This is a genomic window from Streptomyces sp. NPDC048275 (genome assembly GCF_040652275.1).
Classification (GTDB): domain Bacteria; phylum Actinomycetota; class Actinomycetes; order Streptomycetales; family Streptomycetaceae; genus Streptomyces.
This window is the reverse complement of record NZ_JBEZLR010000018.1, coordinates 27965-53031: the sequence shown is the minus strand read 5'-3', so window position 1 is coordinate 53031 and position 25067 is coordinate 27965. Positions and strand designations below refer to the sequence as shown.

The following is a 25067-nucleotide window of genomic DNA, read 5'->3' as shown; positions in this document are numbered from 1 at the left end:
CGGCCCACCCTCGGCCCGGGGGCCTAGAAGGGGGGCTCGTCCGAGTAGCCGCCGCCAGAGCCGCCGGAGGATCCGCCGGAGCTTCCGCCCCAGCCGCCACCGCCGCCGCCCTGGTTGCCACCACCAGCGGGAGCGCTGGTCGCCCAGGGGTCGTCAGCGGGAGCACCGCCGCCGCCCTGCTGACCGCCGCCGGAGCCACCGCCCCAGCCGCCGCCCTGCTGGCCGCCGCCACCGCCGCCGCCGTAACCGCCCTGGCCACCTCGACCGGTGGTCTTGGTGACCTTGGCCGTGGCGTTCTTCAGGCTGGCGCCGACTTCCTCGACGTCCAGCTCGTAGACCGTGCGCTTGACGCCCTCACGGTCCTCGTAGGACCGCTGCTTCAGCCGGCCCTGCACGATGACGCGCATGCCTCGCTGGAGCGACTCGGCGACGTTCTCCGCCGCCTGACGCCAGACCGAGCAGGTCAGGAACAGGCTCTCGCCGTCCTTCCACTCATTGGTCTGACGGTCGAAGGTGCGGGGGGTGGACGCGACACGGAACTTCGCGACCGCCGCACCGGAAGGGGTGAAGCGCAGCTCGGGGTCGTCGACAAGATTGCCGACGACCGTGATGACGGTCTCGCCTGCCATGGGGGTACCTCTCGGCGGGTTTGCTGCTGGCTGCTTGCTGCTACTCGTTGCCCGAGATCAGCTGAGCTGGAGAGCTCAGTGGGTCTCGGGACGGAGGACCTTGGTCCGGAGGACCGACTCGTTCAGGTTCATCTGGCGGTCGAGCTCCTTGACGACCGCAGGCTCGGCCTGCAGGTCGATGACCGAGTAGATGCCCTCAGGCTTCTTCTTGATCTCGTAGGACAGACGACGACGGCCCCAGGTGTCGACCTTCTCGACCTTTCCGTTGCCCTCACGGACGACGGAGAGGAAGTTCTCGATCAGCGGGGAGACAGCGCGCTCTTCGAGATCGGGGTCGAGGATGACCATCACTTCGTAGTGACGCATGTGGAACCCACCTCCTTTGGACTCAGCGGCCACGGTCGTTCCGTGGCAGGAGGGTTGTGATGCGTACGCAACGGTATCGGCCGCCACTGACAACGGGGCTTCCCGATCGGGGATCCGAACGGGACGACCTGTCGTGGCTTGTCGAGGCCTGGCATGGCCTGGGCAGACACCGGTGCAGAGGGTACAGAGTACCCGCACACCCGCTTCCGGTTGAAATCCGGCCGGGGTGACCGTCAATCTGTACACATCGGGTGTGTATGGCGCTACGATGCGCCGCCTTCCGCAGGAGGTGCCCCATGGCACAGACAATGCGACCCACCATCGCCGGCTCCCTGCTCGCGACGGACCACAAACGCCACCTTCTCCAGGACGCGCTGCTCGCGGTGACCCTGGTGCTCGGCGCGACGGCTTTCATCACGGCACAGTTCCACAGCCTGCATCTGATCAGCTCGTGGACGGGACTGCTGGGCATCATCACCGGTGCCAGCGGCCAGTTCATCTCGGAGACGACCCGGGAGCGCTTCGGGCTGATCCTGGGTCTCGGTGCCTCGGCCTTCGGCTTCTTCCTCGGCATGTCACAAGGCGGCCTCTTCGGCGGCCTCATCGGCTGAGGTCGACGAACCACTCGGGCACCAATACCCGCCCGGGTAGACCGACACAACATCCCATAACGTCCTGACCACGCATCGGTCCGGACGCAGGATCCATACGGCCAGACGGGGCGCTCGCAGGGCGCAGTAGGCTTCGGCGCGAGAGCCGGAGCCCCTGTACCCATGGGGACACACCAGCCCGAGGAGCGCCCCGAATGAGCCTGACCCTGAGGACCATCAGCCGAGAGCAGCATCTGGCATACATCCAGAGCCTGCCTTCGGCGAGCCACATGCAGGTCCCGGCGTGGGCTGATGTCAAAGCGGAGTGGCGCTCGGAGAGCCTCGGCTGGTTCGACGACAGGACCGGCGAGATGGTGGGCGCCGGGCTGGTGCTGTACCGCCAGCTGCCCAAGATCAAGCGCTATCTCGCCTATCTGCCCGAGGGCCCGGTCATCAACTGGTACGCGCCGAACCTCGACGAGTGGCTGCAGCCGATGCTCGCGCACCTCAAGCACCAGGGCGCCTTCTCCGTGAAGATGGGCCCGCCGGTGATCATCCGGCGCTGGGAGGCCACCTCCATCAAGGGCGGCATCCAGAACCCGGACGTGAAGCGCCTGCGCGACATCGAGGCCGACTTCATCGAACCGCGCGCCTTCGAGGTCGCCGACAAGCTGCGCCGCATGGGCTGGCAGCAGGGCGAGGACGGCGGCGCGGGCTTCGGCGACGTACAACCGCGCTACGTCTTCCAGGTGCCGCTGGCGAACCGCTCCCTGGAAGAGGTGCACAAGAACTTCAACCAGCTGTGGCGCCGCAACATCAAGAAGGCCGAAAAGGAACGCGTCGAGGTCGTCCAGGGCGGCTATCACGACCTTGAGGAATGGCAGCGGCTGTACGAGATCACGGCCATCCGCGATCACTTCCGGCCCCGCCCGCTGTCGTACTTCCAGCGCATGTGGACGGCCCTCAACACCGAGGACCCCAACCGGATGCGGCTCTATTTCGCCCGGCGCGACGGCGTGAACCTGTCCGCGGCGACGATGCTGGTCGTCGGTGGACACGTCTGGTACTCGTACGGTGCCTCGGACAACATCGGACGTGAGTTCCGGCCCTCGAACGCGATGCAGTGGCGGATGCTGCGCGACTCGTACGCCCTCGGGGCGACCGTCTATGACCTGCGCGGCATCTCCGACTCGCTGGACGAGACCGACCACCTTTTCGGCCTGATCCAGTTCAAGGTGGGCACGGGTGGGCAGGCCGCCGAATACCTCGGAGAGTGGGACTTCCCGCTGAACAAGCTGCTTCACAAGGCGCTCGACATCTACATGTCGCGCCGCTGAGCCAGTCCGAAACAAGCCCCCCACCGCGTCCCGAACCGCATGTCGAGCCACTGATCCGGCCCGGTATCGCCACGTCGGCCCGGCGGATCCGCCACAATTTCCTTTCACACCTCTGATACACCGCAGCCACAAGAAAGGTTCCGGGACCGGCCATGGCGCTCACGCTCTACGTCGACACCGCGCGCTGGCGGGCACACCACAAGCAGGTGTCCGAGCAGTTTCCGGGGCTGGTCCCCGTCTGCAAGGGCAACGGCTACGGCTTCGGCCACGAACGGCTCGCGGACGAGGCCACCCGCCTGGGCGCGGACGTCCTCGCTGTCGGCACCACGTACGAAGCCGCCCGGATCAAGGACTGGTTCGGCGGCGACCTGCTGGTCCTGACGCCGTTCAGGCGGGGCGAGGAGCCCGTACCGCTGCCCGACCGTGTCATCCGCTCGGTGTCGTCCATCGACGGCGTGTACGGCCTCGTGGGCGCCCGTGTCGTCATCGAGGTGATGTCCTCGATGAAACGGCACGGCGTGAGCGAGCAGGAACTGCCGCATCTGCACTCCGCCATCGAGAACGTCCGGCTGGAGGGCTTCGCCATCCACCTGCCGCTGGACCGCACCGACGGCTCCGACGCCGTCGAGGAGGTCATCGGCTGGATGGACCGGCTGCGCGCCGCCCGCCTGCCGCTGCACACGATGTTCGTCAGCCACCTCAAGGCCACGGAACTCGCGCGGCTGCAGCAGCAGTTCCCGCAGACCCGCTTCCGGGCGCGGATCGGCACGCGGCTGTGGCTGGGGGACCACGAAGCGACCGAGTACCGCGGGGCCGTCCTGGACGTCACGCGCGTCTCCAAGGGCGACCGCTTCGGCTACCGGCAGCAGAAGGTGGCCTCCGACGGCTGGCTCGTCGTCGTGGCGGGCGGTACGTCGCACGGAGTAGGGCTGGAGGCTCCCAAGGCGCTGCACGGTGTCATGCCGCGCGCCAAGGGTGTCGCCCGCGCCGGCCTCGCCACGGTCAACCGGAACCTTTCTCCGTTCGTCTGGGCGGGCAAGCAGCGCTGGTTCGCCGAGCCCCCGCACATGCAGGTTTCGATCCTTTTCGTGCCCGCCGAGGCCACGGAACCGAAGGTCGGCGACGAGCTCGTGGCCCATCTGCGGCACACCACCACACAGTTCGACCGCGTCGTCGAACGCTGACGTCAGGGTCGTACGCCCCCCAGCACCCCTCCGACAGCCCAAAGGCCGTACACGGACCCCGTGTACGGCCTTTCGCGTGGCGTTTCCCTACGACCTGCTCACAGACCTGCTCACACCCCGCACGCGCACTGTTCGCTCAGGGCGAACCGTCCCCCGCGGCCGGCGCGGGCGAACCCTGGCTGCCCCAGTCCACCGGCGGCCCGTCGAAGTGGGCCGCATGCCGCGGCGGATGGGACGCCGGACCGAACACGAACACGTCCTCCGCGCCGTCCAGAACACCGCCCGACGGATCGTCGTCGCCGGCCTTGCGCACCATGTCCCGCTCCGGCATGAAGATGTCGCGCACGACCACGGCGCACAGGTACAGCGTCCCCAGCAGATGGGCGGCGATGGCGATCTGGTACCCGTCGGTCGGCAGGCCCTTGTGGGCGTCCCCGCTGGTCGTGTACGCGAGGTACATCCAAATCCCCAGGAAGTACGCCACCTCGCACGCCTGCCAGATCAGGAAGTCCCGCCAGCGCGGCCGGGCCAGCGCGGCGAGGGGGACGAGCCACAGTACGTACTGGGGCGAGTACACCTTGTTGGTGAGGATGAAGGCGGCGACGATCAGGAAGGCGAGCTGGGCGAAGCGCGGGCGGCGCGGAGCGGTGAGCGTGAGCGCGGCAATGCCCGCACAGACGAGCACCATCATGACCATCGCCAGCGTGTTCGCCATGTCGGAGGTGATCGTGACCTTCCACCAGTTCGAGACGAACAGGAAGACCGAACCGAAGTCGATGCCCCGTTCGCGACTGAAGCTGTAGAACTTCGCCCAGCCTTCCGGGGCGAGGTACATCACCGGAAGGTTCACCACGAGCCAGGCCCCGACGGCGCCCATGAGCGCGTTCCCGAACTCGCGCCACTTGCCGGCCCGCCAGCACAGCACGAGAAGCGGACCCAGCACCAGGAACGGATAGAACTTGGCGGCCGTGGCGAGTCCGGTCAGGATGCCGAAGGCGAGCGCACGGCCCCGCGACCACATGAGCATCGCCGCGGCCAGCAGGGCCACGGCGAGGAGGTCCCAGTTAATGGTGGCCGTCAGCGCGAAAGCGGGCGCGAGGGCGACCAGGAGGCCGTCCCAGGGGCGCCTGCGGTGAATGCGCGCGGTGCATACGGCGATGACCGCCGCGCACACCATGAGCATCCCGGCGTTGACCATCCAGTAGATCTGCTCCTGGTCCTGGATGCTGCCGCCGCCCGGCGTGAGCCAGGCCGCCACCTCCATGAACACACCGGTCAGCACCGGATACTCGAGGTAGTCCATGTCGCCGGGAAGCTTGTCGAAGTACGGCACGAGACCGTCGGCGAATCCGCGCCCCTGGTACAGGTGCGGGATGTCCGAGTAGCACGCGTGCGTGTACTGCGAGCTGGCCCCGAAGAACCAGCCGCCGTCGTAGCACGGCAGCTTCTGCACCATGCCGAGGGCAAACATGCCGATCGCGACGAGCGCGACGACCCGTACGGGGGTCCACCAGGACGTCCCGAACAGGGCCCTTCGTCCGATGGGGCCGCCGATCAGCTCACTTCCGGCCGCGGCGACCTCGTCCTCCTTGGTCGGCCGCACCGGCTCCGGCTCGCGCACGCTCGCTCGCGTCGTCTCTGCACTGGGCATGGCGCACATCCTGCCGTACGGAGCTGAGAGCGCGCGGTGCGGCGACCGATGCCTTCCCCGCTCCCCGCCGCTTGTGATCAAGACCACACAATGTCCCGGACATGGCACAGGGGCCGTCAGCCAAAGCTGACGGCCCCTGCTTGTGCGGGCTCCGCGTCCCTCGCTCAGCCCGTCTGGCCTCCGAAGATGCCGCCGTTGGTATTACCTCTGGTATTTCCATTGGCGGTGTCGGTCGCCGTGGGCGTGGGCGATACGTCTCCGGTCGGATCACCGGTTTCGGTGCCCCCCGTTTCCGTCCCGCCGCTGTCATCGCATTTCCAGAAGTTGTTACATGTCTCGCTCGCCGAGGGCGAGGGACTGGCCTCGGACTCGCTGGGCGTGATGCTCGGCGTCGGGCTCGGCTCCTCCGACTCCGTGACCGACGGGGTCACGCTCGGGCTCGGGCTGGGGTCAATAATCTCGCCCCACTTCTCGGCCTCCGGGAAGGGCTCATGTTCGGAGTTCTTGAGAGCCTCGGCCATGTAGTCCTTCCAGACCTGGGCCGGAATGTCACCACCGTGGATGGACTCCACACCGCCGGTGCCGTTCATGGAGAGCAGCTTGCCCTTGTCCGGGTCCGTCCTGAACAGGGTGACGGCCGTGGACAGTTCCCTGGTGTAACCGACGAACCACGCCGACTTGTTCTTGTCGGTCGTACCGGTCTTGCCGGCCACGGGGAATCCGATGTCCGCGACCTTCTTGCCGGTGCCGTTCTTGACGACGTTCTCCAGGACGTCGGTCACGTTGTCGGCGACCTTCGCGTCCATCGCGGTCTGCTTCGCGGGGGGCTTGAACTCCGGGAGCGTATCGCCGTCCTTGATCACCTTGGTGACCGAGTACGGCTCGTAGTGCGTCCCCGACGCGGCGAAGGTGCCGTACGCGTCGGCCATGCGGATGGCGCTGGGGGTCGAGGTGCCCAGCGAGAAGGACACGTTGTTGATATTCCCCTGGTCGAAGGAGGACGGCAGGATGCCCATCGACTCCGCGACCTTCTGGGTCGTTTTGAGACCCACGTCGACGCCCAACTGCGCGAATGGCGAGTTGATGGACTGTTCCATGGCTTTCTTGAGGGTCACCATCCCCCAGGCCGTGGTTCCCTCGTTCTTCTGACGGAACGGCTTGCCTTTGGATCCCATGATCGGATCGCCGTTCTGATCCTTGATCACGAGGAGGTCGTTGCCGTTGTAGCGGCTCATCGGCGAGAGGGGCTCCCCGTCGCTGGCGACGGTCCCGTACTCCATCGCGGAGGCCAGCACGATGGGCTTCCAGGTCGAGCCGACCGGCACACCCGTCGTATTGGCGTTGTTGGAGTAGTGACCCTTGTCGAAGCCGGCGCCACCGTAGAGCGCCACGATCGCGCCGCTCTTCGGATCGACCGAGGCCGCGCCGAACTGCACGTTCTTGTCGGTCTTGGGGCGCTTCTTGGCGTCGAGGAAGCTCTCCTCCGTCGCCTTGACGGCCTTGGTCAGCTCGTTGACCTTCTCCTTGTCGAAGGTCGTGTAGATCCGGTAGCCGCCCTGCTCCAGTTGGTCCTGGGTGATGCCGGTCTTCTTCGCCACGTATTCCTTGGCGATGTCGACGAGATAACCGGTCTGTCCGGACAGGGTCGACGTCAGCTTCTTCAGCTTGGGGAAGCTGCCGACCTCGTCCCGCTCGGCCTGGGTCATGTTTCCGACCGTCACCTCACGGTCCAGAATCCACTTCCAGCGGTCCTTGACCCGCTCCGTGTTGAGCTCGCGCGTGGCGTTCGCTCCGACACCACCGTCGGGGTTGTACAGGTTCGGCCCCTTGAGGACGGACGCGAGGAAGACGCACTCCTCAGTGGTGAGGTCCTCCGAGTCCTTGCCGAAGTAGGACTGGGCGGCCGCCTGGATGCCGTAGGAGTTGCGGCCGTAGAAGGCGGTGTTGAGGTAGCCCGCAAGGATTTCGTCCTTGCTCAGCTTGGAGCCCACCTTGATGGAGATGAAGAGCTCTTTGAACTTGCGGGTGACGGTCTGGTCCTGACTCAGGTACGTGTTCTTCACGTACTGCTGAGTGATGGTCGAGCCACCCTGCGTCTGACCGCCCCGCGCCATGTTGAAGAGAGCCCGACCGATACCCATCGGGTCGACGCCCCGGTCCGTGTAGAAGGACGCGTTCTCGGCGGAGACCACTGCCTTCTGCATGGCGTCGGGGATCTTGTCGATCTTCACGTTCTGCCGGTTCGTGTCACCACCGGTCGCGGCCATCTGGGTCTTCCCATCAGACCAGTAGAAGACGTTGTTCTCGGCCTCGGCGGCCTTGTTCGCGTCCGGGATGCCCACCATGGCGTACCCGATGCCTGCCGCGACCATCAGCCCGCCCATGAAGCTGAGGAACGTACCCGTCACCAGCTTCCAGGACGGCACCCAGCGTGCGGCTCCATACTTGCCCGCGCGCGGGTAGTCGATGAAGCGCTTCTTGACAGGCCCCGAGGCCCGGCCACGCCCAGGACCGGACGGGCCGCCGGGATCGCCGCGGCGACCGCCGAGCCCCGCGGCATCGGCGCCTCTGCGCCGGCTGCCACCACTACTGCTTTTCTGCGCCGCCCGCCGGGCCTCGGCACGGCTGGCGTACGGGCGCTCCTCTTCACCCCCCGACTCATAGGAGTCGGAGGGTGACCCGGTGGCGCCTCGCGGCGCCGCGCGGCGGCCGGAGGACGAGCCGGGCTGGCCGCGTCGTGCCGCGGCGCGTCCGCCGCCTTGCGGCTGCGGCGGTTTGCGACGGTGCTCGCTCATCGAACGATTACTCCTCGGGCAGGCGCACCCGTGCGCGCCTGGAAACGGCGGCTGGTTTCCGGTCCCCCCGAAGTACGGATGTGGTCGTGTGCATATTCACCCGTACTGCACCGAGGACGAAGACGTCCCCAGGCGTCACTTGGTTCCCGGCGGTCTGCATGCCGCACAGACTACGCACCGTCAAAACCCACCTAGCGCCGAAGTTCACCCCAAATCAGGCAACTCGCTTCGTATGAATCGGTGATGTGACGCCGTTCACCTTGACCACTCTTGCCGCATCCGCAGGGTCGTTCTATCGTGCTGATGTATCGAGTCGATACATCAGCTCGGCATAAAGACCGTGCCGAGGAGGTTGCGGCAGAGAGGAGGCGACATGAGCCGGCGTTCCGGGATCCTCGAGTTCGCCGTACTCGGCCTGCTCCGCGAGTCCCCGATGCATGGCTATGAGCTGCGCAAACGTCTCAATACGTCACTGGGTGTGTTCCGTGCGTTCAGCTACGGGACGCTCTATCCCTGCCTCAAGACGCTGGTCGCCAACGGCTGGTTGATCGAGGAGCCGGGGAATCCCCCTGAGGACGCCCTCGCCGCTCCACTCGCAGGGCGTCGCGCCAAAATCGTCTACCGGTTGACGGCGGAAGGTAAGGAGCACTTCGAGGAACTGCTCTCGCAGACGGGTCCCGATGCGTACGAGGACGAGCACTTCGCCGCTCGCTTCGCCTTCTTCGGGCAGACGTCGCGTGACGTGCGCATGCGCGTGCTCGAGGGCCGCCGCAGTCGGCTCGAGGAACGCCTGGAGAAGATGCGCGCCTCTCTGGCACGCACCCGGGAGCGCCTCGACGACTACACCCTTGAGCTCCAGCGCCACGGAATGGAGTCCGTGGAGCGCGAAGTGCGCTGGCTGAACGAGCTCATCGAGAGCGAGCGCGCAGGACGGGACGTCAAAGGTTCCGCCCCCGAGGGCTCCGCTCAGCAGAACAGCACATCTGGAGAGTCGGGCGGCCTGCCCCGGTACCGGGACGAGTCCCGGCCGGATCCGTCCGACGACACCACCACGTGAGGTCCAGTCGGGGCTTCACCTCGTACACACAGGGAGCAACCGGAATGGGTTCGGTTCGCGTAGCCATCGTCGGCGTGGGCAACTGCGCCGCCTCGCTGGTGCAGGGCGTCGAGTACTACAAGGACGCCGACCCGGCGTCCAAGGTCCCGGGTCTGATGCACGTCCAGTTCGGCGACTACCACGTCGGTGACGTCGAGTTCGTCGCCGCCTTCGACGTCGACGCGAAGAAGGTCGGCCTCGACCTCTCCGACGCCATCGGTGCCAGCGAGAACAACACCATCAAGATCTGCGACGTCCCGAACAAGGGCGTCACGGTCCAGCGCGGTCACACCCTCGACGGTCTCGGTAAGTACTACCGCATGACCATCGAGGAGTCCGCCGAGGAGCCCGTCGACGTCGTCCAGATCCTCAAGGACCGCCAGGTCGACGTCCTCGTCTGCTACCTGCCCGTCGGTTCCGAGGACGCGGCGAAGTTCTACGCCCAGTGCGCCATCGACGCCAAGGTCGCCTTCGTCAACGCCCTCCCGGTCTTCATCGCCGGCACCAAGGAGTGGGCTGACAAGTTCACCGAGGCGGGCGTCCCGATCGTCGGCGACGACATCAAGTCGCAGGTCGGTGCGACCATCACGCACCGTGTGATGGCGAAGCTGTTCGAGGACCGCGGTGTCCGTCTTGAGCGCACCATGCAGCTCAACGTCGGCGGCAACATGGACTTCAAGAACATGCTCGAGCGCGACCGCCTCGAGTCCAAGAAGATCTCGAAGACGCAGGCCGTCACCTCGCAGATCCCCGACCGCGACATGGGCGAGAAGAACGTCCACATCGGTCCGTCGGACTACGTGGCCTGGCTCGACGACCGCAAGTGGGCGTACGTCCGCCTCGAGGGCCGTGCCTTCGGCGATGTCCCGCTGAACCTGGAGTACAAGCTCGAGGTCTGGGACTCCCCGAACTCGGCGGGTGTCATCATCGACGCCCTGCGCGCCGCGAAGATCGCCAAGGACCGCGGCATCGGCGGCCCGATCCTGTCGGCGTCCTCGTACTTCATGAAGTCCCCGCCGGTTCAGTACTTCGACGACGAGGCCTTCGCCAACGTCGAGAAGTTCATCAAGGGCGAGGTCGAGCGCTAAGACTCTGGTCTGACTCGCTGGTCTGACTCGGCTGTTGAGGGTCTCCGGGCATCGCGCCCGGGGACCCTCCCCCTATGTGAGGCTGTGCTCCATGGCTGTCGTGCGTGACCTGCGCGTCCTCCTGCGCTTCCAGGGCTTCCGACGCCTGCTCGGCGTACGACTGCTGTCCCAGGGCGCCGACGGGGTCTACCAGGTCGCGCTCGCCGCGTACGTCGTCTTCTCGCCGGAGAAGCAGACCTCCGCGGCCTCGATCGCCTCGGCCATGGCGGTCCTGCTGCTCCCGTACTCCCTCGTGGGCCCCTTCGCGGGCGTCCTGCTCGACCGCTGGCGGCGCCGCCAGGTCTTCCTCTACGGGAACCTGCTGCGAGCCGCGCTGGCGTGCGTGACGGCCATCCTGATGCTGAGCCACGTCCCCGACTGGCTCTTCTACGTCTCCGCGCTGTGCGTCACCGCGGTCAACCGGTTCGTCCTCGCGGGCCTCTCTGCCGCCCTGCCTCGAGTCGTCGACGCCGACCGCCTGGTGATGGCCAACTCCCTGTCACCCACCGCCGGGACACTCGCCGCGACCGCGGGCGGCGGTCTCGCGTTTGTCGTACGACTGGTCGCCTCGGACTCCGACGCGGCGGTGGTCCTCCTCGGGGCAGCTCTCTATCTGTGCTCGGCGCTCGCCTCGCTGCGCATCTCCCCGGAGCTGCTCGGCCCCGACCAGGAGTTGGTGCAGCCACGCCTGGGCATGGCGCTCGCCGGCACCGCACGCGGTCTCGCAGCGGGCGTACGCCACCTCGCCGAGCCCGCGCGGCGTGAGGCTGCCTGGGCACTCGCGGCGATGACGCTGATGCGCTTCTGCTACGGCGCCCTGACGGTCATGGTGCTGATGCTCTGCCGGTACGCCTGGGTATCCGACCCCGACGACGGGCTCGCCCTGCTGGGGCTCGCCGTGGGCATCTCCGCGGCAGGCTTCTTCGTCGCGGCCGTGGTGACGCCCTGGGCGGTGGGACGGTGGGGCCCCGGAGGCTGGATCATCGGGTGCGCAGGCGCGGCCGCGGTCCTGGAACCCGCGCTCGGCCTCCCGTTCGCCGTGGCGCCCATGCTGGCCGCCGCCTTCGTCGTCGGCCTGGCCACGCAGGGTGCGAAGATCGCCACGGACACGATCGTGCAGTCATCGGTCGACGACGGCTACCGCGGCCGGATCTTCTCCGTTTACGACGTCCTGTTCAACGTCGCGTTCGTCGGCGCGGCCGCCGTAGCCGCACTGATGCTGCCTTCCGACGGCCGGTCGGTTCCCCTCGTCGTCACCGTGGCCGCACTGTACGCAGCAATTGCTGCCGCGATGACCCGCTTCGAAAAGCAGTAAGTGTCACATCAACGCCACAGAGCCCCTCTGAGCTACTGCATTGTCACAGGGTCCCGATAGCTTACGTGCGTCTTATTTCGCGTCATGCGCCTACATTCCAGGGGGACCCCAAAGTGACCACTCCGCCGCCACAGGGCCAGAACCCGTTCGCCCAGGGCCAGCAGCCCTACGGCCAGCCGCCCCAGGGACAGACGCCCTACGGCCAGCAGCAGCCGCAGGGGTACCCACAGCAGCCGAAGCGCGGCATCAAGCAGTACCTGCGCATCATCGGCTTCATCGCGGTCCTCAGCGTCGTCGTGGGCGGTTGGTTGCTCAGCAGCAGCGATGACGCCAAGAAGCTGGCGGTCGGCGACTGCGTGTACAACAAGGGGACGTCGGACGACCCCGAAGTCGTCCAGGTTGACTGCAGCGACTCCAAGGCCACGCACACGGTGCTGAAGAAGGCGGACGGCGCGACGCTGCCCTCGCTGACGTGCGGCAGCGTCACGAACACGACGGCGACGTTGACATGGGAGGAAACCGGCGAGTCCTTCACGCTCTGCCTGGGAGACAACAAGTAGCCCGCTGAGCCGGACGTGCCGAGGGGCGGTGTTTCACGTGAAACACCGCCCCTCGGCATTGCTCGTTGCGGACACCCGGGGTCATGTTTCACGTGAAACATGACCCCGGGTGTCGAGCTTCAGCCCTGCTCGGCCCACCACTCCTTGAGTGCGGTCACCGCCGCGTCGTGCTCCATCGGCCCGTTCTCCAGCCGCAGCTCCAGGAGGAACTTGTAGGCCTGACCGATCGCCGGGCCGGGGCCGATGCCCAGGATCTCCATGATCTGGTTGCCGTCGAGATCGGGACGGATCGCGTCCAGCTCCTCTTGCTCCTGGAGCTGGGCGATGCGCTCTTCCAGGCCGTCGTAGGCGCTGGAGAGTGTGGCCGCCTTCCTCTTGTTGCGGGTGGTGCAGTCGGAGCGGGTCAGCTTGTGAAGGCGGTCGAGGAGGGGGCCCGCGTCGCGTACATAGCGACGAACCGCGGAGTCCGTCCACTCACCGGTGCCGTACCCGTGGAAGCGGAGGTGAAGTTCGACCAGACGCGAGACATCCTTCACGAGATCGTTGGAGTACTTGAGCTCCGTCATCCGCTTCTTGGTCATCTTGGCGCCCACCACCTCGTGGTGGTGGAAGGAGACCCGTCCGTCCTTCTCGAAGCGCCGTGTCCGCGGCTTGCCGATGTCATGCAGCAGCGCGGCAAGCCGCAGCGTCAGGTCCGGACCCTTCTCCTCCAGCGCCATGGCCTGCTCCAGGACGATCAGCGTGTGCTCGTAGACGTCCTTGTGCCGGTGGTGCTCGTCGCGCTCCAGCCGCAGCGCGGGAAGCTCCGGCAGTACATGGTCGGCGAGTCCGGTGTCGACGAGCAGCGTCAAACCCTTGCGCGGGTACGCGGAGAGGACCAGCTTGTTCAGCTCGTCCCGCACCCGCTCGGCCGACACGATCTCGATGCGCTCGGCCATGTCCGTCATCGCGGCGACGACGTCGGGGGCCACCTCGAAGTCGAGCTGCGCGGCGAACCGCGCGGCGCGCATCATCCGCAGCGGATCGTCGGAGAAGGACTCCTCAGCCGTGCCTGGTGTACGCAGAACGCGAGCCGCCAAGTCGTCCCGGCCGCCGTACGGGTCGATGAACTCCTTCTCCGGCAGGGCCACGGCCATCGCGTTCACCGTGAAGTCGCGGCGCACGAGGTCTTCCTCGATGGAGTCGCCGTAGGACACCTCGGGCTTGCGGGAGGTCCGGTCGTACGCCTCGGAGCGGTACGTGGTGATCTCGATCTGGAAGGACTGCTGTACGTCGCCCACGTGGGCGTCCTTCTGCGCGCCCACGGTGCCGAAGGCGATCCCGACCTCCCATACGGCGTCCGCCCAGGGCCGCACGATCTTCAGCACGTCCTCGGGCCGGGCATCGGTGGTGAAGTCCAGGTCATTGCCGAGCCGGCCGAGGAGCGCGTCCCTGACCGAGCCGCCGACGAGTGCGAGCGAGAATCCCGCCTCCTGGAAACGGCGGGCGAGGTCGTCGGCGACAGGGGACACCCGCAGCAGTTCACTCACCGCGCGGCGCTGCACCTGGCTCAGGGCACTGGGGTTGTCTTCGTTGGCGTTCGGCACAACAGAAAAGGGTACGTGGCCGAGGCACCCGCGGGCGCCTTCATAAAACGTGCACAGGCCGCCCCCCTGTCTGTGCACGCATTAATACGTACACATAGAGGACAGTCGGCCCAGTTCTCCGATCTTGTGGAGCAGTCCGCGGCACTTACCCTCAGCGCGCATCGTTACCATGCGTGGACGCACATTCCGACGACCACTGACGATGACGAGGACGGACGAGCGCGTGGCCGAGGCGGCAGACTTCCAGGGGATGAGTCCCTCACCTGCCCGCCGGTGGCTGCGGCGCACCGGGGCACTGCTCGCCGGTGCGCCCCTGCTGGCCGGCGTGCTCCAGCTGCCCGCTTCCCCGGCCGCACACGCCGCCCAGGAGACCGCTGTGGCCGACGCCACCGGGTCCAGCACGGTCGATGTCGTCCTCGACTCCCTGAGTCCCAGCGTCCCCACGGACGACGACACGCTCACCATCTCCGGCTCGGTCACCAACAAGGGCAAGCAGGCAGTCAAGGACGCCCACGTGGGCGTCCGCGTGGGGCCGTCGCTGAACAGTCGCGCGGCCATCGACAGCGCCGCGAAGCGCACTGGTTTCCAGGTGGGCCTCGATCCTCTGGAGGTCGGCGGCAAGTACGTCACGGAGTTCTCCGAGCTCGCCGCAGGTGTCTCGCAGCGCTTCACCATCTCGGTACCCGTCAAGGAGCTGGACCTCGGCGCGGACGGGGTGTACCAGCTCGGTGTCTCGGTCTCGGGCGAGACCGCCGCGCAGCCGTGGGAGCAGGTGCTCGGCATAGAGCGGACGTTCCTGCCCTGGCAGCCCGACGAGGCGGACACGAAGACGAGGACGACGTATCTCTGGCCGCTGATCTCGACGGTCCACCTCAGGGCGGAGACCGGCTCGGACGCCCAGCAGACCCCCGTCTTCGAGAACGACGACCTGGCCAAGGAGATCTCTCCGGGCGGCCGTCTGGACCAGCTGCTGTCCCTGGGCAGCGACCTCAACGTCACCTGGGTCCTCGACCCGGACCTGCTGGCCTCCGTCGATGCCATGACGCGCAGCTACCGGATCCAGAACGGCGACACCACCACGGCCGGCAAGAACCAGGCAGTCGCCAACCAGTGGCTCGACAAGCTCGAGACGACGGTCGCGGACAAGGAAGTCGTCGCTCTGCCCTTCGCCGACCCGGACCTCGCGTCGCTGGCGCACAACGGCAAAGACGTCACCGGTTCGCTGAGCCACCTCAAGGACGCCACGGACGTGGCCGCCACCACAGTGGACACGATCATCCATGTGACGCCGAACACCGACTTCGCCTGGCCTGCGGAGGGCGCCATCGACCCGTCGATCGTCAAGGTCGCCACCTCCGCCGGCGCCGACAAGGTGATCGCCCGCAGCGACAGCCTGCGCGAGAACAGCGGACTGTCGTACACACCCAACGCGGCCCGCCCGATCGGTGGCGGTACGACGGCGGTGGTCGCGGACTCCCGGCTGTCGACCGCGTTCCAGAGCGACATGGCGAAGGCCGACAACTCCACGGAGGCCGTGCAGGAATTCCTCGCGCAGAGCCTGCTGGTCAACCTGCAGGATCCGGGCAAGCAGCGCAGCATCGTCGTCGCGCCGCAACGGATGCCGTCGGTGAGCCAGGCCCAGACGATGGCGACGGCGCTCAGGGCCCTCCAGGACGGAAACTGGTCCGACACCCAGGACCTGTCCGCGGCCGCCAAGGCCAAGCCGGATCCACGCGCCACCACGAAGGTACCCTCGGCCTCTTCGTACCCGTCCTCCCTGCGCAAGCAGGAGCTGCCGAGGTCGGCCTTCGAGCAGATCCAGGCCACGCAGAGCGCGCTCGACAACTTCCAGGTCATCCTCACCGACAAGTCCCGCGTGGTCACTCCGTTCGGTCGGGCCATGGACCGGGGGATGTCCACGTCGTGGCGCGGCCGTGCCGCGCAGGCGGAGACCTTCCGCGAGGACGTCGAGTCCTACCTCGGTGACCTCACCGATCTCGTGAGGCTGATCGACAAGTCCGACGCGAAGCTCTCGGGCCGCAGCGCCACGATCCCCGTGACCGTGCAGAACAACCTCGTACAGGGCGTCGACAACCTGGTACTGCGCCTCACGTCGCAAAAGCCCAACCGCCTCAAGATCGGCGATGGCGCGTACGACGAGCAGCCGATCACGGTGGCGGGCGAACACAGTCAGTCGGTGAAGTTCACCACCTCGGCCGAGGCGAACGGTCCGGTGGCGGTGGTCGCCCAGCTGTTCACGGCGGACGGCCAGGCGTACGGTCCGGAGGTCACCTTCGAAGTGAAGGTCACCGAGATCACCCCCACGGTGATGCTGGTCATCGGTGGTGGCGTCCTGCTGCTCGTGCTCGCCGGATTCCGGATGTACACGCAGCGCAAGCGGGCGGCCGCCCGGCAGACCGAGCAGGAGCGGGAGAACACACCCGAGGCCGAGGAAGAGATCGCCGTGAACACGGACGCCGGAAGCACCGTAGACACTGAGAACACCGAGCGCTCCACGGAGGATCCCAAGGGGGAATCCACAACGGAGCCCGGGGCAGGCGACCCTGAGCACCCGAGTGACCCGACACCGGACACCGCACAGGAAAGCACCGACCCGTCCGGCACGGGTGAGAGAGTGGACCGTTGAGCGATGTCGTGGCCGGTGGGCCCGGGGACGATGAGGTGGGGTAACCATGAACGCGCCGTACGACGGTGACCGCGGCCAGGGCGCGGGCAGCTCGGGCTACCCCGAGGGCTACCCGGACCAGGGCGCGGGCAGCGCCGGTTATCCCGAGGGCTACCCCGAGGGACCGCCGCCCGAGCCCGGCCAGATGCGGCCGGGCCCCTACCCGGACATGTACTTCCAGGACGCGTATACACAGGACCCGTACCGGGCGCAGGATCTCTCCGCCCAGGACCCGGTGTCCGAGGCGCTCTACGACCGTGCCGCGCACCCCCCGCCGCCCCCGGGCACGTACTACCCGCAGCAGTCGCTCTACGCCCAGCCGCCCACCGCGCAGTACGCCCCCGACCCGCGTGTATGGGCCCAGACGCCGCCCCCTGAGCCAGCCGGTCCGACACGGCACCTGCCGTACGGCGAGGACGCGCGCACGACCCAGTTCGTGGGCGTCGACGACCTCGTCACCCAGGCCGGAGAGCAGCACCACGAGCCCGACGCCTTCGCCCACCTTTTCCGCGACCAGGGCCAGGTCGGCTCCCGCCCCTATGTCGCCACGCCCGGCGTGCCGTCTCCGACCCCGGAACCGGCCCCGGCCGCCCCAGAGCCCCCTGCGCCCGCAACGGCACCCACCGCGAAGAAGGCCGGCGGGCGTGCGTCAGGGTTGCTGAAGTCGAGCGCGGTGATGGCAGCGGGCACGATGGTGTCCCGGCTGACCGGCTTCGTACGCACCATGATCATCACGGCCGCTCTCGGCGCCGCGACGCTCGGTGACGTCTGGACCGTCGCGTACACCCTCCCGACGATGATCTACATCCTGACCGTCGGTGGCGGACTCAACTCGGTCTTCGTGCCCCAGCTGGTGCGGTCCATGAAGGACGACGAGGACGGTGGCGAGGCCTACGCCAACCGTCTGCTGACCCTTGTGATGGTCGCCCTCGGGGTGATCGTCACTGCTGCCGTCTTCATCGCACCGCTGCTGATCCAGCTGATGTCGGACTCCATCGCGAGCGACCCGGTGTCGAACAACGTCGCCGTCTCCTTCGCCCGCTACTGCCTGCCCACGATCTTCTTCATGGGCGTCCACGTGGTCATGGGCCAGATCCTCAACGCCCGCGGGAAGTTCGGCGCGATGATGTGGACCCCGGTCCTGAACAACATCGTGATGATCTCCACCTTCGGGATGTTCCTCTGGGTGTACGGGACCGCCGAGGACTCCGGCATAAGGGTGACCAACATCCCGCCGGACGGCATCCGTCTGCTCGGCATCGGTACCCTGCTCGGCCTGGTCGTGCAGGCCTTGGCGATGATCCCGTATCTGCGTGAGACCGGGTTCCGGTTCCGCCCGCGCTTCGACTGGAAGGGCCACGGCCTCGGCAAGGCGGTCAAGCTCGCCAAGTGGACGGTCCTTTTCGTCCTCGCCAACCAGGCGGGCGTCCTCGTCGTCACCCAGCTGGCCACCGCGGCGGGCAAAGCGTCCGGCAAGAGCGGTGCGGGCATCCTTTCCTACTCCAACGCCCAGTTGATCTGGGGCATGCCGCAGGCGATCATCACGGTCTCCGTCATGGCGGCCATGCTCCCCAGGATTTCTCGTGCGGCCCACGACGGGGACCCGGGTGCCGTCCGTGACGACATCTCCCAGGGACTGCGGACCTCAGCGGTGGCGATCGTCCCGGTCGCCTTCATGTTCGTCGCCCTGGGCATCCCCATGTGCACCCTGCTCTTCGGCTCCAGCGGTATCCCCGCCGCCCAGTCCATGGGCTATGTCCTCATGGCCTTCGGCCTCGGTCTGATCCCGTTCTCGGTGCAGTACGTGATCCTGCGTGGCTTCTACGCCTACGAGGACACCCGCACCCCCTTCTACAACACGGTCATCGTGGCCGCCGTCAATGCCGCCGGGTCGGCAGCCTGCTACTGGCTACTGCCCGCCCAGTGGGCCGTCGTCGGCATGGGAGGCGCGTACGGCCTGGCGTATGCCGTCGGCGTCGGAGTGGCCTGGCAGCGACTGCGCAGGCGACTGGGTGGAGACCTCGACGGCGCCCGCGTGCTGCGCACGTACGCCCGCCTCTGCCTGGCATCCATCCCGGGCGCTCTGGTGGGCGGCGCCGTCGGCTACGGGACCACCCGGGTCCTCGGGTACGGGGCCCTCGGATCGATCGCGGCACTCCTCGTAGGATCGGTCGCCCTGCTCGGCGTCTTCTACATCGCCGCGCGGAAGATGCGCATCGAAGAACTCAACTCAATGGTCGGAATGGTCCGCGGGCGCCTGGGGCGCTGAGGCGGGGGTAGGCGCACAACCATCGTCCGTCGCCGTGTGTCGTGCATAGCGTGGGACTGTGGGCACAATTGGTTTCTGCGTCGGACAGCGCGCAATTGGATGGGGAGGCAGGGACGACGGTGGCGGAACGGAGCACAGCTGCCGTCGACGTGGCAGACAACAGCGGTGACGAGCCGCTGACCGCCAAGGCGGACCAGTCCACGTCCGACGGGGTGGCCCAGAACCGGGAGCGGGACACGGACAGCGAAGAGGCACAGGGGAGCGGCGGGACCGAGAGTCCTGAAAAGGCCTCACCGCCCGAACTGCACAGCGGCTACAAGCTCGCCAGACGCTACCGCCTCGAAGAGTGCGTCACCCGTCTGGACGGATTCAGCAGTTGGCGTGCGGTTGACGAGAAACTCCGTCGCGCCGTCGGGGTGCACCTGCTGCCCGCCGACCATCCGCGGGCTCGTTCCGTGCTGGCGGCGGCCCGTTCCTCCGCCCTGCTGGGCGATCCCCGCTTCGTCCAGGTCCTGGACGCGGTCGAGGAGAACGACCTCGTCTATGTCGTGCACGAATGGCTCCCGGACGCCACGGAGCTGACGACGCTTCTGGCATCGGCTCCGCTGGAAGTGCACGAGGCCTACCAGATGGTCAGCCAGGTCGCCCAGGCCATGGCCGCCGCGCATCGCGAAGGCCTCGCGCATCTGCGGCTGACTCCGAGCGCCGTGCTGCGTACCTCGACCGGCCAGTGGCGCATCCGCGGACTCGCCGTGAACGCCGCGCTGCGCGGCATCAGCTCCGACACCCCGCAGCGCACCGACACGGAGGCGATCGGCGCACTGCTGTACGCCGCACTGACCCAGCGCTGGCCGTACGACAACGACGCCTATGGTCTGTCCGGGCTGCCCAAGGGCGTCGGCCTCATCGCGCCCGACCAGGTACGCGCCGGTGTCCACCGCGGCCTGTCCGAGCTCGCCATGCGCGCGCTCGCCAACGACGGCGCGACCGCCTCCCGCCACGAAACGCCGTGCACCACGCCGGAGGAGCTGGTGAAGGCGATCGGCGAGATGCCCCGCATCCGCCCGCCGGAGCCCGCGTTCACCGCCCCGCCGGACTACCAACGCACGACGTACCAGCAGGGCAGCTACGGCCGCCCGGCGCCTCACATGGGGGCTACCCAGCCCGTAGCGCCCCCGCCGCCCCCACTGCAGAGCCGTACCGGCAAGGCCCTCAAGTGGGCGGTGTCGGCACTCCTCATCGCGGCGCTGGGCCTCGGCAGTTGGCAGCTCGCTGAAGCACTGATGGATCGCGGCGGCGAGTCCGACGACACCAACCAGACGCAGCCGACGGACAACAACGACAAGGACACCGACAAGGCCAAGCCGGTCGAGCCGATCACGATCCAGGGTGCGCAGGAGTACTACCCGGACGGCAAGGCTCAGCACGCCAGCGACGTGGGACTCACCTACGACGGTGACAGCTCCACGTACTGGCGAACCAAATCCTTCAACGGTGGGCCCGTGCTGGCGCCGTACAAGCAGGGCGTCGGCATCGTCTACGACCTCGGGTCCACACAGAGTCTGTCGGCGGCTTCGATAGGGCTGAACTACGGCGGCGATCACACGGCGGTGTCGCTGTACGCGGCGGACTCCCTCTCGTCGTCGGCCCCGCTCAGCTCCATGACGGAGATCGCAGCCGCCACGACCTCCGGCCAGGAACTGAAGATCTCCGCCAAGGAGGCGGTGAAGACCCGGTACGTGCTGGTGTGGATCACCGCAGCCCCTTACTCGGGCGCGGACGAGTACAGCGGCGCCGGCTACAAGCAAGCCATCACGGACGTGAAGTTCACCGGCTGACGCTCGTCTACGGAGGGGAGGGGGTCCGATGGCCGATAAAGCCGGGTACGGCGATGTAAGCGATCAGGACCTCCTCGCCCGCCATGTGGAGGGCGACCCCGAGGCCTTCGGTGAGCTTGTGCGGAGGCACCGCGACCGGCTCTGGGCGGTGGCCCTGCGAACGCTGGGAGACCGCGAGGAGGCCGCTGACGCGGTCCAGGACGCACTGGTCTCCGCCTACCGGGCCGCCCACACCTTCCGCGGCCAGTCGGCCGTGACGACCTGGCTGCACCGCATCACGGTGAACGCCTGCCTGGACCGAGCCCGCAAGGCCGCCTCCAGGAAGACGTCGCCCGTGGACGACACCGAACGCCTGGAACAGCTCCTCGAGCCGCACGAGTCCGCCTCCGCTCCCGCCGAGCGCAATGATCTGCACCGCGAGCTGCTGGCCGCCCTGGGCACCCTCCCGCCCGACCAGCGCGCCGCCCTCGTCCTGGTGGACATGCAGGGCTACCCCGTGGCGGAGGCCGCGCGTGTCCTCGACGTGCCGATCGGGACGGTAAAGAGCCGCTGCGCACGCGGCAGAGCCAGACTGCTCCCGCTGCTCACCCATCTCCGCACGGAGAAGGGAAACGGCGAGGGCAGCGACAAGTCGGGCGGCGTAAGGAACCGGACGCAGGGGACATCCGTCCCACCGGCAGCGGGACCACACGACGCTGGTCCCCACGAGGCAGGGTCAAGCGATTCAGCTGCTGTGAAGGGCGGAGGTGGGCGAGCGTGACATCCACGACGGATACGGCCGGGCACCCGGACGTCGCGGAGATCTCCGACCTCACTGAGGGACTGCTCCCGCCCTCCCGGACCGCGGACGTACGGCGGCACCTTGACGACTGCGTGCTCTGCGCCGATGTGTATGACTCCCTGGAGGAGATCCGAGGACTGCTCGGCACGCTGCCAGGCCCGACGCGTATGCCCGACGACGTGGCCGGTCGCATCGATGCCGCCCTGGCAGCCGAGGCTCTCTTGAGTGCCACGACGCCTGGCCGTGAATCCGAGGCGGAGGATGACCGCGCCACCGTTTCACGTGAAACATCGGGCGCAGGGGTCTCCGTTGGACAGGCCGACCCGAACTCTGTTTCCTCCGCAGACCGTCCCTCGGGACATCCCCACGCTTCCACCGGCCCTGGCCGTTCACATCGGGCACGCCGTGGGCGCCGCAGGGCGGCCGTTCTCGGCACGGCGTTCACAGCCGCCGCTCTGGGACTGGGCGCAATCCTCCTGCAGTCGATGGGCGACAACAGCTCCGACAAGGACCGGACAACGACACAGCAGGGGCCGACGACCACCTTCTCCGAAGGCGAGCTGGAAAGTCAGGTCGCGGATCTCCTCACGAAGAACAAGGCCCCGGAGAACCGCACCGACAGCGCGAAGCCTCCGTGGGGAGTCGAATCCCACGACACAGGCTCCGGGTCCGGCGGGGTCGACACCTTCATCACACCCGCGGTGCCGGTTCCTGACTGCGTACAGAAGGGCACTGGAAGCAGCGCAGCCGTCCTCGCCGCTCAGAAGGGCACATACAAGGGGACGAGCGTCTATCTCGTCGTGCTGCCCGACGCCTCTGACAGCACAAAGGTCACGGCCTATATCGTCGACGCCGCCTGCACGAAGCAGGACCCGTCAACCCCCGGCAAGCTCCTGCTGACGCACTCGTACGCCCGCTCCTGAGCGCGTAGGCGTCGAGCAGCCTGTTTCCCAGTAACCCCACGGCCTCTCTGCGCGACGTGTGCCCGGACACACCGGGAATGCAAGCCCCTTAGGATCCGTTGGGTGGGGTGAGAGTTCTGAGAGAGGCTCCCACCGGCAGTACGCAGCAGTCTCCAGAGACGAGGAATCAAGCCGTGACCGACGTCCGAAACGTGATCATCATCGGCTCCGGGCCTGCCGGCTACACAGCAGCGCTTTACACCGCGCGCGCGTCGCTGAAGCCGCTGGTCTTCGAGGGCGCCGTCACCGCAGGCGGCGCGCTGATGAACACCACCGAGGTGGAGAACTTCCCCGGCTTCCAGGACGGCATCATGGGTCCCGAGCTCATGGACAACATGCGCGGTCAGGCCGAGCGCTTCGGTGCCGAACTCGTCCCGGATGACGTCATCGCCGTCGATCTGACGGGCGAGATCAAGACCGTCACGGACACCGCGGGCACCGTGCACCGCGCCAAGGCCGTCATCGTCACCACAGGGTCGCAGCACCGCAAGCTCGGCCTGCCCAACGAGGACGCCCTCTCCGGACGAGGCGTCTCCTGGTGCGCCACCTGTGACGGCTTCTTCTTCAAGGAGCACGACATCGCCGTGATCGGCGGCGGCGACACCGCGATGGAGGAGGCGACCTTCCTCTCCCGCTTCGCCAAGTCCGTGACGATCGTGCACCGTCGCGACACGCTGCGCGCCTCCAAGGCGATGCAGGAGCGCGCGTTCGCCGATCCCAAGATCAAGTTTGTCTGGGACAGCGAGGTCGCCGAGATCGAGGGCGACCCCAAGCTCTCCGGCCTGAAGCTGCGCAATCTGAAGACGGGCGAGATCTCCGATCTGCCGGTGACCGGTCTGTTCATCGCGATCGGTCACGACCCTCGCACCGAGCTCTTCAAGGGCCAGCTCGACCTGGACGACGAGGGCTACCTCAAGGTCGAGGCGCCCTCGACCCGGACGAACCTGACCGGTGTCTTCGGCGCCGGTGACGTCGTCGACCACACGTACCGCCAGGCGATCACCGCGGCCGGCACCGGCTGCTCCGCCGCCCTTGACGCCGAGCGCTACCTCTCCGTCCTCGCGGACAACGAGGCCGCCGCGGCTGCCACCATCTGACCCCCGTTCGCCCCACCGCACCAACCAGCTAAGGAGCCCGCCGTGGCCGGCACCCTGAAGAATGTGACCGACGACTCCTTCGAGCAGGACGTCCTCAAGAGCGACAAGCCCGTCCTGGTGGACTTCTGGGCCGCCTGGTGCGGTCCGTGCCGTCAGATCGCGCCGTCGCTCGAGGCGATCGCCGCCGAGTACGGCGACAAGATCGAAATCGTCAAGCTCAACATCGATGAGAACCCTGGCACGGCCGCCAAGTACGGCGTCATGTCCATCCCCACCCTGAACGTCTACCAGGGTGGCGAGGTCGCCAAGACCATCGTCGGTGCCAAGCCGAAGGCCGCGATCGTCCGCGACCTGGAGGACTTCATCAGCGACAGCGTCGAGAAGACCGTCTGATCGACATCGGCGCGCCACAACGGCAGCGGTGTTTCACGTGAAACACGAATGGGCCAACCCACACGGGTTGGCCCATTCGCTTTACAACCCTTTCGCCTACAGGGGACGCAGCGCTGGTTCCTTCTGTACCGCCCCCAGGAGGCGATCCAGCGCCAGCTCCACGTCTTCCTTCCAGGACAGCGTCGTCCGTAGCTCCAGCCTCAGGCGGGGGTACGTGGGGTGGGGACGCACCGTCTTGAAGCCCACCGCCAGGAGATGCTCCGCGGGCAGCACACAGGCCGGTTCCCTCCACCGGGCATCCCCGAAGGCCTCGATCGCCTTGAAGCTCCTACGCAGCAGATCCTTGGCGACCGTCTGGACCATCACCCGGCCGAGTCCCTGGCCCTGATAGCCCGGCATGATGAAGGCAGTCATCAGCTGGACGGCATCCGGCGACACCGGGCTTGTGGGGAACGCGGTAGAGCGGGGGACATAGGCAGGAGGCGCATACAGCACGAAGCCCACCGGTACGTCGTCCACGTAGACCACGCGTCCGCAGGATCCCCACTCCAGCAGGACGGCGGAGATCCACGCCTCCTTCTCGAGTTCGGGCGTTCCCGCCCTTAGCGCGGCTTCCCCGCTGACTGGGTCGAGTTCCCAGAAGACACACGCGCGACAGCGCTGGGGAAGGTCCTGAAGGTTGTCCAGCGTGAGCGGTACGAGCCGACGCCCCATGAAGGATGTTCCTCGCTTCCTTCGCCCGCGGCGTCGCGGGCGGCTGTCAGAGCGCTTCGCTCCCTGAGCAGGCTGCCGACGAACCCTCCGA

At 67.5% G+C, this 25067-nt stretch carries 20 protein-coding genes; 14 read left to right on the top strand and 6 right to left on the bottom strand.

All coding sequences use genetic code 11. The annotated features are described in order from the left end of the window. Positions 1–23: 23 nt before the first annotated feature. Positions 24–629, bottom strand: a complete 606-nt coding sequence (locus tag AB0D57_RS13910; protein WP_362071325.1) for a single-stranded DNA-binding protein — start codon at positions 627–629, stop codon at positions 24–26. A gap of 75 nt (positions 630–704) precedes the next feature. Then, positions 705–995, bottom strand: coding sequence for a 30S ribosomal protein S6 (gene rpsF, locus AB0D57_RS13905; protein ID WP_006604399.1), 291 nt, complete (start codon positions 993–995; stop codon positions 705–707). A 296-nt stretch (positions 996–1291) separates the two neighbouring features. On the opposite strand from rpsF, the gene AB0D57_RS13900 reads away from it, so the two are divergent. From AB0D57_RS13900 to AB0D57_RS13890, 3 genes are all read left to right on the top strand, one after another. Then, the gene (locus tag AB0D57_RS13900) at positions 1292–1606 is read left to right on the top strand and encodes a hypothetical protein (RefSeq protein WP_362071323.1); all 315 of its coding nucleotides are present in this window, start codon (positions 1292–1294) and stop codon (positions 1604–1606) included. Positions 1607–1800: 194 nt separating this feature from the next. Beyond that, entirely contained in the window at positions 1801–2922 is a 1122-nt protein-coding gene (locus AB0D57_RS13895; protein WP_362071321.1) for a peptidoglycan bridge formation glycyltransferase FemA/FemB family protein, read from the top strand. A 152-nt stretch (positions 2923–3074) separates the two neighbouring features. After that, positions 3075–4106 carry an alanine racemase gene (locus tag AB0D57_RS13890; protein WP_362071319.1) on the top strand — a complete coding sequence of 344 codons (1032 nt, stop codon included), beginning with the start codon at positions 3075–3077 and terminating at the stop codon, positions 4104–4106. A 136-nt stretch (positions 4107–4242) separates the two neighbouring features. Here the strand turns inward: AB0D57_RS13890 and AB0D57_RS13885 are convergent, their stop codons facing one another. Together AB0D57_RS13885 and AB0D57_RS13880 are read right to left on the bottom strand one after the other, a co-directional pair. Further along, positions 4243–5757: a glycosyltransferase 87 family protein gene (locus tag AB0D57_RS13885; protein ID WP_362071317.1), complete on the bottom strand. Its 1515-nt coding sequence runs from the start codon at positions 5755–5757 to the stop codon at positions 4243–4245. A 164-nt stretch (positions 5758–5921) separates the two neighbouring features. Continuing rightward, positions 5922–8552 carry a transglycosylase domain-containing protein gene (locus AB0D57_RS13880; protein ID WP_362071315.1) on the bottom strand — a complete coding sequence of 877 codons (2631 nt, stop codon included), beginning with the start codon at positions 8550–8552 and terminating at the stop codon, positions 5922–5924. Between the two features lie 373 nt (positions 8553–8925). Between AB0D57_RS13880 and AB0D57_RS13875 the strand changes: the two genes are divergently transcribed. From AB0D57_RS13875 to AB0D57_RS13860, 4 genes are all read left to right on the top strand, one after another. Continuing rightward, on the top strand, positions 8926–9609 hold the full coding sequence (locus tag AB0D57_RS13875; RefSeq protein ID WP_362071313.1) for a helix-turn-helix transcriptional regulator: 684 nt from the start codon (positions 8926–8928) through the stop codon (positions 9607–9609). A gap of 44 nt (positions 9610–9653) precedes the next feature. Then, positions 9654–10736, top strand: a complete 1083-nt coding sequence (locus tag AB0D57_RS13870; protein WP_362071310.1) for an inositol-3-phosphate synthase — start codon at positions 9654–9656, stop codon at positions 10734–10736. A 91-nt stretch (positions 10737–10827) separates the two neighbouring features. Further along, the gene (locus AB0D57_RS13865) at positions 10828–12090 is read left to right on the top strand and encodes an MFS transporter (RefSeq protein WP_362071308.1); all 1263 of its coding nucleotides are present in this window, start codon (positions 10828–10830) and stop codon (positions 12088–12090) included. A 113-nt stretch (positions 12091–12203) separates the two neighbouring features. Next, complete coding sequence (locus AB0D57_RS13860; protein ID WP_362071306.1) at positions 12204–12650, top strand: hypothetical protein; 447 nt, start codon at positions 12204–12206, stop codon at positions 12648–12650. Positions 12651–12769: 119 nt separating this feature from the next. On the opposite strand, the gene AB0D57_RS13855 is transcribed toward AB0D57_RS13860, so the two are convergent. Beyond that, entirely contained in the window at positions 12770–14236 is a 1467-nt protein-coding gene (locus tag AB0D57_RS13855; RefSeq protein ID WP_362071304.1) for a CCA tRNA nucleotidyltransferase, read from the bottom strand. A 223-nt stretch (positions 14237–14459) separates the two neighbouring features. On the opposite strand from AB0D57_RS13855, the gene AB0D57_RS13850 reads away from it, so the two are divergent. The 7 genes from AB0D57_RS13850 to trxA all read left to right on the top strand — a co-directional run bounded on the left by AB0D57_RS13850 (position 14460) and on the right by trxA (position 24262). Then, positions 14460–16883 carry a DUF6049 family protein gene (locus AB0D57_RS13850; RefSeq protein ID WP_362071429.1) on the top strand — a complete coding sequence of 808 codons (2424 nt, stop codon included), beginning with the start codon at positions 14460–14462 and terminating at the stop codon, positions 16881–16883. Between the two features lie 46 nt (positions 16884–16929). Then, complete coding sequence (gene murJ, locus AB0D57_RS13845) at positions 16930–19191, top strand: murein biosynthesis integral membrane protein MurJ (RefSeq protein ID WP_362071302.1); 2262 nt, start codon at positions 16930–16932, stop codon at positions 19189–19191. Between the two features lie 119 nt (positions 19192–19310). Further along, positions 19311–21029, top strand: a complete 1719-nt coding sequence (locus AB0D57_RS13840; RefSeq protein ID WP_362071299.1) for a protein kinase family protein — start codon at positions 19311–19313, stop codon at positions 21027–21029. Positions 21030–21057: 28 nt separating this feature from the next. After that, entirely contained in the window at positions 21058–21789 is a 732-nt protein-coding gene (gene sigM / locus AB0D57_RS13835) for an RNA polymerase sigma factor SigM (RefSeq protein ID WP_362071297.1), read from the top strand. Further along, positions 21786–22733: a hypothetical protein gene (locus AB0D57_RS13830; protein ID WP_362071295.1), complete on the top strand. Its 948-nt coding sequence runs from the start codon at positions 21786–21788 to the stop codon at positions 22731–22733. The genes sigM and AB0D57_RS13830 overlap by 4 nt, the downstream gene beginning before the upstream one ends. Before the next feature lie 173 nt (positions 22734–22906). After that, entirely contained in the window at positions 22907–23869 is a 963-nt protein-coding gene (gene trxB, locus AB0D57_RS13825; protein ID WP_362071293.1) for a thioredoxin-disulfide reductase, read from the top strand. A 42-nt stretch (positions 23870–23911) separates the two neighbouring features. After that, positions 23912–24262 carry a thioredoxin gene (trxA, locus tag AB0D57_RS13820; RefSeq protein WP_362071291.1) on the top strand — a complete coding sequence of 117 codons (351 nt, stop codon included), beginning with the start codon at positions 23912–23914 and terminating at the stop codon, positions 24260–24262. 96 nt (positions 24263–24358) lie between these two features. Here trxA and AB0D57_RS13815 read toward each other — a convergent pair whose 3' ends face one another. Then, positions 24359–24976: a GNAT family N-acetyltransferase gene (locus AB0D57_RS13815; RefSeq protein WP_362071289.1), complete on the bottom strand. Its 618-nt coding sequence runs from the start codon at positions 24974–24976 to the stop codon at positions 24359–24361. Positions 24977–25067: the final 91 nt, after the last annotated feature.